Below are 3,922 nucleotides of genomic sequence, written 5' to 3' on the forward strand. Positions count from 1 at the left end.
CCTGCGAACCCAGCACAAACCGGCTGATCCCGATCATCGCGTCCGACCAGGCGAAGCACACCGCACCGACCGCCGTCCAGACCGTCGGCAGTCGAGCGAGCAACGCCGCCGACACCATCGCCACCAGCACCAGCAGGTAGACGGTGACCGGAATCGTCATGCCGTCGCGCCCCAGCTGCGGCCAGAACCACGCCAGCAGACCGACGCACGCCGAGCACACCAACGCGACGGCGACCACCCGGGCACGAGACCCACCCGACCGCGCCAGCGGCAGCAGCGCACCCAGAAAACACACGTGTGCCAACAAGAACGCGCCCAGCCCGAACACGAACGACGACGCCCACCACGGAACCGCCAACAGCACGTCGCCGACCGCGCAGAGCAGCAATGCCGGCATCAACCAGCGCCGTTCGCGGACAACAGGATGCGCCGCCGCCGCAAACGCCAGCAGCAGCGCCATCGACGCCTTGAACGCCGGTTGGACGCCCCACACCCCGGCCAGCTCCGCACCCGGCGGAGAACGCAGCGCCACGATGGTCAGGAATACGCCGTAGGCGATGCCGGCCCAACCGCCAGCTACCCACGCGCCGAGCAGCACTCGCGGTGCGTACGGTGTCTGCATGCCCAGCGTCGACTCTGGATCCGCGATCGATCCCATCCTGCAGAAGGTACTGGACGCGGTCCCGTTCCGGTTGTCCGCCGACGACGGTGTCGACGCGGCCCGCCAGGCCCTACGTGACCTGCCGCGCCGCAGCTTCCATCCCGAGCTTCAGGTGCAAGACCGTGCCATCGACGGGCCGGCGGGGCCGCTCAACATCCGGATCTACTGGCCGCCAACCGAGGACGCCGCGCCGCCGGTGGTGCTGTTCTTTCACGGCGGCGGCTTTGTCGTCGGTGACCTCGACACGCACGACGGCACCGCCCGCCAGCACGCCGTCGGCGCTTCGGCCGTGGTGGTGTCTGTCGAGTACCGCCTGGCGCCCGAGCATCCCTACCCCGCCGCGATCGACGACGCCTGGGCGGCAACACAGTGGGTGGCCCGACACGGCGACGAGATCGGTGCCGACACGAGTCGGCTTGCGGTGGCCGGCGACTCCGCGGGCGGCAACATCGCCGCTGTCATCGCGCAGCGGGCCCGCGACGAGGGCGGGCCGCCCGTCGCTTATCAGCTGCTGTGGTATCCAGCGACCCTGTGGGATTCGTCGCTGCCCTCGTTCACCGAGAACGCCGACGCCGCGGTTCTCGACAGCGCGGCCGTCGCCATGTTCAGCCGTTATTACGCGGGCGACATCGACCTGTTCAATCCGCCGGTCGGGATGGCGCCGGGGCGGGCCGCGAATCTGGCCGGCCTGCCCGCCGCCTACATCGCCGTGGCCGGCCACGACCCGCTGCGCGACGACGGGGCGCGCTACGGCGAGTTGCTCGCCGCGGCCGGTGTCCCGGTCGAGGTGCACAACGCCGAGGCGATGGTGCACGGGTATCTCGGCTACGCCGGAGTGGTGCCGGCGGCGACCGCCGCGATGGACCGCGGGCTGGCCGCACTGCAGAATGCGCTGCACGTACGGTAGATCCATGCCGGATCCGACCATCGAACGACCGCAGATCGACCCGACGCTCAAGGCTTTGGTCGACGCGTTCCCGCTGACCTTCACGGCGTCCGACGGCGTCGAGGTCGCCCGCGACAGACTGCGTCAGCTGAAGGCGCCGCCGGAGATGCTGCCGGATCTGCGCATCGAAAACCGCAGTGTCGGGCACGGCGACGTCACCGATGTCCCGGTCCGCATCTACTGGCCGCCGGGTTCGGCTGCCGGCGAGCCGGGTGACTTGCCGATCGTGGTCTTTTACCACGGCGGCGGCTTCGCCCTGGGAGACCTCGACACCCACGACCCGGTCGCGCGCGCACACGCAGTCGGCGCCGACGCCATCGTGGTGTCCGTCGGCTACCGACTGGCCCCCGAGCATCCTTTCCCGGCCGGGCTGGACGACGCCTGGGCTGCGCTGCAGTGGACCGCCGAGCACGCCGTCGAATTGGGTGGCGATCCCAGCCGGATCGCGGTCGCCGGCGACTCGGCCGGCGGCAACTTCGCCGCGGTGATGGCCCAGCGGGCCCGCGACGAGGACGGACCGACGCTGGCGTTCCAGCTGCTCTGGTACCCGTCGATCACCGCCGACCTGTCGATGCCGTCGTTCACCGAGAATGCCGACGCGCCGATCCTGAACCGCGACGTCATCGACGCGTTCCTGACGTGGTACGCCCCCGGGGTGGACATCAGCGACCCCAAGACGCTGCCCGCCGCTCTGGCGCCGTGCAACGCCGCCGACTTCGCCGGGCTGGCCCCGGCCTTCATCGGCAGCGCCGAACACGATCCGCTGCGCGACGACGCCGCCTTGTACGCCGACCTGCTGAACGCCGCCGGCGTGCCCGCCGAGCTGAGCAACGAGGGCGATCTGGTGCACGGCTATGTCAGCTTCGCGCTGATCATCCCCGCCGCCGCCGAGGCGACCAACCGCGGTCTGGCCGCCCTCAAAGCGGCGCTGCACCGGTGAGCGGTGATCGGCCCGACTACCACTGCCTGATCGTCGGCGCAGGATTCTCCGGCATCGGCGCCGCGGTCAAGCTCGACCAGGAAGGCTTCGGCGACTACCTGATCGTCGAGGCCGGCGACGGGGTCGGCGGAACCTGGTACTGGAACACCTATCCCGGTATCGCGGTGGACATTCCGTCGGCGTCGTATCAGTTCTCGTTCGAGCAGCGGCCGGACTGGTCGCGCACCTACGCGCGCGGCGGCGAGCTGAAGGCCTACGCCGAACACTGCACCGACAAGTACGGCATCCGGCGCAAGATCCGGTTCAGCACCAGGGTTTTGTCTGCCGCGTTCGACGACGAACGCTCGCTGTGGCGGGTGCAACTCGATCCCGGTGGCGAAGTCACGGCCCGGTTCGTCTACAACGGCGGCGGGGTGCTGACCGTGCCCAAGCCGCCCGACATCGACGGCGTCGACTCCTTTGGTGGCGCGGTGGTGCACACCGCCCGCTGGGACCACACCCTCGACCTGACCGGCAAGCGGGTCGCGGTGATCGGCACCGGCGCTTCGGCGGTGCAGCTGATCCCGCAGATCGCGCCCATTGTCAAGCAGCTCAAAGTCTTTCAACGAACGCCGATCTGGTGCTTCCCGAAATTCGACGTGCCGCTGCCCACGCCGGCGCACTGGGCGTTGCGGCTGCCGGGCGCCAGAACGCTGCAGCGGCTGATCACCCAGAGCTACGTCGAGGTGACGTTTCCGCTGCCGGCTCAGTACTTCACCGTGTATCCACTGGCCCGCTGGATGGAGTCGCTCGGCCGCGCGTATCTGCGGCGCAAAGTGCGCGATCCCGAGGTCCGGCAACAGCTCACCCCGAGCTACGCCATCGGCTGCAAGCGGCCCGGTTTCCACAACAGCTACCTGTCGACCTACAACCGCGACAATGTCGAGCTCGTGACGCAACCGATCGACAAGATCACGCCGTCGGCGGTGGCTACCACCGACGGTACCCACCACGAGATCGACGTGCTGGTGCTCGCCACCGGTTTTCACGTCTTCGACGCCGAAAGCACGCCGACGTTTGCGGTCACCGGCAGCGGCGGCCAACCGCTGCAACGGTTCTGGGAGGAGAACCGGGCGCAGGCCTACGAGGGAAACACCATTCCCGGCTTTCCCAATTTCTTTTCCACGATGGGGCCGTACGGCTACGTCGGCTCGTCGTACTTCGCGTTGATCGAGGCCCAGACGCACCACATGGTGCGCTGCATGAAGCGGGCCCGCCAGCGCGGTGCCGCCCGCGTCGAGATCAGCCAAGCAGCCAACGCGCGTTACTTCGCCGAGCAGCTGAGCCGCCGGCACCGTCAGGTGTTCTGGCAGGACAGCTGCCAGGGCGCGAACAG

General features: G+C 69.2%; 4 protein-coding genes. 3 read left to right on the forward strand and 1 reads right to left on the reverse strand.

Translation table 11 applies throughout. The features are described 5' to 3' along the window. Positions 1 to 622 (reverse strand): lysoplasmalogenase (locus tag AC2VNT_RS17540; RefSeq protein WP_486948068.1); only part of this gene is annotated, 622 nt, incomplete at its 3' end. Here AC2VNT_RS17540 and AC2VNT_RS17545 point away from each other — a divergent pair. From AC2VNT_RS17545 to AC2VNT_RS17555, 3 genes are all read left to right on the forward strand, one after another. After that, a complete protein-coding gene (locus AC2VNT_RS17545; RefSeq protein WP_486948065.1) occupies positions 621 to 1,568 on the forward strand; it encodes an alpha/beta hydrolase in 948 nt (315 codons plus the stop codon). The two genes, AC2VNT_RS17540 and AC2VNT_RS17545, sit on opposite strands and share 2 nt — an antisense overlap. Positions 1,569 to 1,572: 4 nt before the next feature. After that, complete coding sequence (locus tag AC2VNT_RS17550; RefSeq protein ID WP_486948066.1) at positions 1,573 to 2,547, forward strand: alpha/beta hydrolase; 975 nt, start codon at positions 1,573 to 1,575, stop codon at positions 2,545 to 2,547. Next, a partial coding sequence (locus AC2VNT_RS17555) for a flavin-containing monooxygenase (protein ID WP_486948067.1) occupies positions 2,544 to 3,922 on the forward strand: 1,379 nt, incomplete at its 3' end. The genes AC2VNT_RS17550 and AC2VNT_RS17555, both read left to right, overlap by 4 nt.

Source organism: Mycobacterium sp. TH-M15, from assembly GCF_057473705.1.